The sequence below is a fragment of the Bartonella sp. OC16QHHD genome, from assembly GCF_042194035.1.
GTDB lineage: Bacteria > Pseudomonadota > Alphaproteobacteria > Rhizobiales > Rhizobiaceae > Bartonella.
Window position 1 is genome coordinate 1 of record NZ_JBHIMJ010000051.1, and the last position, 5,408, is coordinate 5,408.

At 37.7% G+C, this 5,408-nt stretch carries 7 protein-coding genes; all 7 read left to right on the forward strand.

What is annotated here, in order from left to right; genetic code table 11:
* Positions 1-10: 10 nt before the first annotated feature.
* The gene (gene trwL / locus ACFIK1_RS05435) at positions 11-334 is read left to right on the forward strand and encodes a VirB2 family type IV secretion system major pilin TrwL (RefSeq protein ID WP_375662261.1); all 324 of its coding nucleotides are present in this window, start codon (positions 11-13) and stop codon (positions 332-334) included.
* Between the two features lie 71 nt (positions 335-405).
* Complete coding sequence (gene trwL / locus ACFIK1_RS05440) at positions 406-726, forward strand: VirB2 family type IV secretion system major pilin TrwL (RefSeq protein WP_375662262.1); 321 nt, start codon at positions 406-408, stop codon at positions 724-726.
* Between the two features lie 19 nt (positions 727-745).
* Entirely contained in the window at positions 746-1,063 is a 318-nt protein-coding gene (gene trwL, locus ACFIK1_RS05445) for a VirB2 family type IV secretion system major pilin TrwL (RefSeq protein ID WP_375662263.1), read from the forward strand.
* Between the two features lie 239 nt (positions 1,064-1,302).
* A complete protein-coding gene (locus tag ACFIK1_RS05450) occupies positions 1,303-1,614 on the forward strand; it encodes a conjugal transfer protein (RefSeq protein ID WP_375634374.1) in 312 nt (103 codons plus the stop codon).
* A gap of 12 nt (positions 1,615-1,626) precedes the next feature.
* Positions 1,627-1,935 carry a type IV secretion system protein VirB3 gene (locus tag ACFIK1_RS05455; protein ID WP_375634372.1) on the forward strand — a complete coding sequence of 103 codons (309 nt, stop codon included), beginning with the start codon at positions 1,627-1,629 and terminating at the stop codon, positions 1,933-1,935.
* A gap of 2 nt (positions 1,936-1,937) precedes the next feature.
* Positions 1,938-4,409 carry a VirB4 family type IV secretion/conjugal transfer ATPase gene (locus ACFIK1_RS05460; RefSeq protein ID WP_375662264.1) on the forward strand — a complete coding sequence of 824 codons (2,472 nt, stop codon included), beginning with the start codon at positions 1,938-1,940 and terminating at the stop codon, positions 4,407-4,409.
* Complete coding sequence (locus tag ACFIK1_RS05465; protein ID WP_375662265.1) at positions 4,406-5,173, forward strand: type IV secretion system protein; 768 nt, start codon at positions 4,406-4,408, stop codon at positions 5,171-5,173. The genes ACFIK1_RS05460 and ACFIK1_RS05465 overlap by 4 nt, the downstream gene beginning before the upstream one ends.
* The last annotated feature ends 235 nt before the right edge of the window (positions 5,174-5,408 follow it).

The following is a 5,408-nucleotide window of genomic DNA, read 5'->3' on the forward strand; positions in this document are numbered from 1 at the left end:
AGAGTGAAATATGCAAAAATTAACTAGTATTCAATCGAAGAGTAACAATAAAATCATCGCAATTTCTGCTGCTATGACTGCATTCTTTATGAATAGTTCTGCTCATACACAAGCCCAAGTACAAACTTTACAAAATGCATCGAAAGCTCTAACAGATTTACAGACAGACTTGAAAGCGATTATCCCTATCGCTGCTGCCGTTATACTGTTGTGCTTAGCAATTGGCTATGCAGGACGCTACATTGGAAAAGACACTTTTGTACGGTGGGCAATCGGTGTTGTCATCGCAGGTTCTGCAACCCAACTTGTTACTCTGCTATTTAAAACAACGTGATAATGACATCAATTATAAATACAATATGTTTATTTATATAAATATTATCCAGATTTTAATAAGAGTGAAATATGCAAAAATTAACTAGTATTCAATCGAAGAGTAACAATAAAATCCTCGCAATTTCTGCAGCTATAACTGCATTGTTCATGGATAGTTCTGCTTACGCCGCCGCAGGCATTTTAACAAATGCAGAGACCGCTCTAACAGGTTTACAGACAGACTTAAAAGTAATTATCCCTATCGCTGCTGCCGTTATACTGTTGTGCTTAGCAATTGGCTATGCAGGACGCTACATCGGAAAAGACACTTTTGTACGTTGGGCAGTAGGTGTTGTCGTCGCAGGTTCTGCAACCCAACTTGTTACTCTGCTATTTAANAATATTATCTAGATTTTAATAAGAGTGAAATATGCAAAAGTTAATTAGTGTTCAATCGAAAAGTAACAACAAAATCATCGCAATTTCTGCTGCTATGACTGCATTGTTCATGGATAGTTCTGCTTACGCCGCCGCAAGCGTTTTAACAAACGCAGAGAACGCTCTAACAGGTTTACAGACAGACTTAAAAGTAATTATCCCTATCGCTGCTGCCGTTATACTTTTATGTTTAGCAATTGGTTATGCGGGACGCTACATCGGAAAGGATACGTTTGTACGCTGGGCAATTGGTGTTGTCATTGCAGGTTCTTCAGCCCAACTTGTTACTCTGCTATTTAAAACAGCGTGATAATGGCATCAATTACAAATAATATAACACGATACGTTTATACGATAGACAATCAGTATTATTATCGTACCCTCTACAACCAAAGTTACTGCAATATTATTGAAAGGTAATTCATGAATCAGTATAATACGTAATGTTTTTAATATCCATCGATTATAGGTGTGTACCAGTAATAATGTAGCCATACTGAAAAAAGGAATATTGTTTATAGCAACTTTAATTAAAAGGGGATAAAGGATATGAAACAATCAAATACGTTTCAAGCGAAGACGTGCAACAAGATTAATGTTATTATTATCACTTCAATGATGTTATTAATAACGCAGTCTGCATATGCTCAGACGGAAACTGAGAGCTTGGATGCCTTCGTAGGGATGCAATATGGATTAAGTATACTTATTCCTATCGTCGCCATTATTATTCTTTTATTTCTTTTGCTTATTTATATATTTCGCATCATTGCAAGAGCTACATTTATACGATGGGCCTTCAGCGTCATTATTGCTGGTGCAGCCTTTTATATTAGCCACATATTATTTCACCTCCACTGACAAGAGCACCCCATGAAATCACAAGAACAAAAAGAATTCCCCCTATTCAAAGGAGCAACACGTGTTCCAACTATATGGGGGGTCCCCATGATGCCATTTATCGTTATGGTTATGGGGGTCGCTGCTACTGCTATGACAGTAAGTATCTTTTTGTGGATTATAGCACCTCCATTATGGTTCATTATGGTGCAAATTACTAAAAACGATGATAAGGCGTTTCGTATCTGGTGGTTATGGATCGATACTAAATTTCGCAATCGCAATAAAGGTTTTTGGGGCGCATCAAGTTATAGTCCCTCTGATTATAGTAAAAGGAGATAAACATGACAGCTGTTGAAAGCAGCAAACGCCTTGCATCAGAGGCACCTGTAAGCCTGTTTCTGCCTTATTCACATCATATTACAGATACGATTATTTCTACTAAAAATGCGGAATATTTGTCAATTTGGAAAATTGACGGGCGTTCGCATCAAAGCGCTTCAGAAGAAGATATTTTTCAATGGATAAAAGAGCTTAACAATACTCTACGGGGTCTTGCATCAGCCAATTTATCATTTTGGACGCATATTGTGCGCCGCCGTGTTTATGAATATCCTGATTCAACATTTGATCAAATGTTTTGCTATCAACTTGATGAAAAATATCGACAAAGCTTTACTGGTTATAATTTAATGGTCAATGATTTATATCTGACTGTCATTTTTCAACCGATAGCGGATAAAATTATGTCGTTCTTTTCTAAACATGAACGTGAAACGCTTGATCAAAAAAAGATGCGACAAGACACATGTATCAAAGAACTCAATGACATCAATCGTACTTTAGGCCAATCTTTAAACCGTTACGGTGCAGAACTTCTTGGTGCTTATGAAAGAAATGGGCATGTTTATTCTTCTGCACTTGAATTCCTTGGAATGCTTGTCAATGGTGAATATCGCCCTATGCCAATTTGCCATGACCGTTTTGCTGACTATATGTCTGTCAATCGACCTTTTTTCTCAAAATGGGGCGCTCTTGGTGAACTGCGAACAACCAGTGGAATGCGTCGATTTGGAATGCTGGAAATTAAAGAATATGATGCAACAACCAAACCAGGACAATTGAATGTTTTGTTGGAAAGTGACTTCGAGTTCGTATTGACACAGAGCTTTTCGGTGCTCTCCCGACATGCTGCTAAAGATTATTTACAACGGCATCAGCGTAATCTGATTGATGCACGAGATGTGGCAACGAGCCAAATTGAACAAATTGACGAAGCACTAAACCAGCTTATCAGTGGGCATTTTGTCATGGGAGAACATCACTGCACATTAACGATCTATGGTGATACAATTCAACAAGTTCGCGACCATATGGCCAAAGCAAGTGCAGCATTACTAGACGTTGCGGTACTGCCCAAACCTGTAGACTTAGCAATAGAGGCTGGCTATTGGGCACAACTTCCTGGCAATTGGAAATGGAGACCGCGTCCTGCTCCGATTACATCATTGAACTTTTTATCATTTTCATCTTTTCATAACTTTATGTCAGGAAAACCCACTGGCAACCCATGGGGACCAGCCGTCACAATTCTTAAAACAACCAGTAAAACGCCGCTTTATTTCAATTTTCATGCCTCCAAACTTGAAGAGGACTCGACAGATAAACGTTTACTTGGTAATACCGCGCTTATCGGACAATCTGGTTCGGGTAAAACCGTGTTACTCGGCTTTTTGTTAGCACAAGCACAAAAATTTAAGCCGACAACTGTTGTTTTTGATAAAGATCGTGGTATGGAAATTGCCATTCGGGCGATGGGTGGAAAATATTTAACATTCAAGCCAGGCAGAAAAAGTGGTTTCAATCCTTTCCAACTCCCACCCACACAAGAAAATCTTATTTTTCTGAAACAATTTGTTAAAAAATTGGCAGAAGCTGGTGGTGAAGTCACGCACCACGACGAAGAAGAAATTAACAAAGCAGTTATGTCTGTTATGAGTGCTAACATTGACCGATCACTCCGTCGTTTGTCCTTTCTGGTACAATTTTTACCAAATCCACGTTTAAGTGATTATAATGCTCACCCATCTGTTCATGCTCGCTTACTAAAATGGTGTGAAGGTGGTGATTATGGATGGTTGTTTGATAATCCCCACGATGCTCTTGATCTCTCAACACATCAAATTTACGGCTTTGATATCACGGAATTTTTAGATAATTTTGAAACTCGCACTCCAGTGATGATGTATTTGCTTTACCGCACAGAAGGCATGATTAGCGGACAGCGATTTATGTATATCTTTGACGAGTTTTGGAAGCCTTTGCAAGATCCGTACTTTGAAGATTTAGCGAAAAATAAACAAAAGACTATCCGTAAACAAAATGGTATTTTTGTTTATGCAACACAAGAGCCTAGCGATGCCTTGGAAAGTAATATTGCCAAAACACTCATTCAACAGTGTGCAACTTACATTTTTCTAGCCAATCCCAAAGCAAATTATGAAGATTATACAAAAGGCTTTAAACTAACAGATGCCGAATTTGAACTCGTTAAAGGACTTGGTGAGTTTAGTCGCCAATTCCTCATTAAGCAGGGTGATCAATCTGCGCTTGCAGAACTGAATCTTGGTAAATTCCATCTGACACGCGATGGAAAAACCATCGAACACGACTTTAGTGACGAGCTCTTAGTGTTATCAGGAACGCCTGATAACGCAGAGTTAGCCGAAAGCATTATCGCAGAAGTTGGTGATGATCCGGCAATATGGTTACCAATTTTCTTACAGCACGCAAAAAATGACAGGAGGGAAACATGAAAAAAAAGGTCATTTCAATAGTAGTTGTAATAACTTTAGGGATTTCAAACCCAGCGATGGCTTGGGTTTGGGGCGCTGGGGCGGCGGATTTGTCGGCATCCGTTCCAACGACGTGGCCCAATTTTTTTGGAAGTTCATCTTCACATAAACCAACACCTAAAAAAACTCCACAGCAAAAGAAAACGCCACCTGATGCCCAACTTCTCGATATGCTAAAAAAACACCTTGAGGAAGTAAAAAAGATACACGAGTCTATAACGGGAAGCCAAAAATTCGATACTAAAAAACTTAAAAATGTACAAACAGATCACAGTAGCTTTTTTCTCAAAAATCCAGAGAATCTCTACAATAGAAATAAACCTTCTGCTCTATCTACATCACTTGAAAATATTTTAAAAGAAGAAGAAATTCCTGTCACTATCCATGAATCTAGCAGTTTTATCAACAAGCGCATCCAATATGCAGCCATCACTGATAAAGCCGTAAGTTTAAAAACTTTTCAAGAAGCAAACAATCGTTTTCAGCAAATTGAAGAACTATTAAACGAAATCACGACAACAAAAGATCTAAAAAGTATTGCCGAGTTACAAGCACATATAATTGGAATGCTTGCTATGCTACAAAATGAAACAGCAAAACTACAAATGGTTACACATTTACGCAACGCTGAACATACACTTATCAAACAACAGAAAGATAAGCATAACATAAAAATTTTGAATAGTAAAAACACGAAAATGCCTACCATAAGATTTATTAGGTAAAGCTTTTATAATAACATTTTGTATATTATTTTCCTGTATGCTCGTAAAAAGAAAAAGTTAATGCGTAATACTCAATTCTCTCTCATAGATCGAAAAGGTCTACGAAGTTTCATTTTATCCTTAAAAAATTCAACGAAAAATGCTTAAAAATCATATAAAAAGTTGAAAATTCGTTAAAGAGGAATGCCATGAACTTCACTATGTTCACGCAACTTTTCGATAAAATTAACCAGGT

Excerpts from the sequence above, each read along its gene's own strand:
- ACFIK1_RS05455 (WP_375634372.1), top strand. The coding sequence starts at position 1,627 with ATGAAATCACAAGAACAAAAAGAATTCCCCCTATTCAAAGGAGCAACA.
- ACFIK1_RS05465 (WP_375662265.1), top strand. The coding sequence starts at position 4,406 with ATGAAAAAAAAGGTCATTTCAATAGTAGTTGTAATAACTTTAGGGATT.
- ACFIK1_RS05450 (WP_375634374.1), top strand. The coding sequence starts at position 1,303 with ATGAAACAATCAAATACGTTTCAAGCGAAGACGTGCAACAAGATTAAT.
- ACFIK1_RS05460 (WP_375662264.1), top strand. The coding sequence starts at position 1,938 with ATGACAGCTGTTGAAAGCAGCAAACGCCTTGCATCAGAGGCACCTGTA.
- trwL (WP_375662263.1), top strand. The coding sequence starts at position 746 with ATGCAAAAGTTAATTAGTGTTCAATCGAAAAGTAACAACAAAATCATC.
- trwL (WP_375662261.1), top strand. The coding sequence starts at position 11 with ATGCAAAAATTAACTAGTATTCAATCGAAGAGTAACAATAAAATCATC.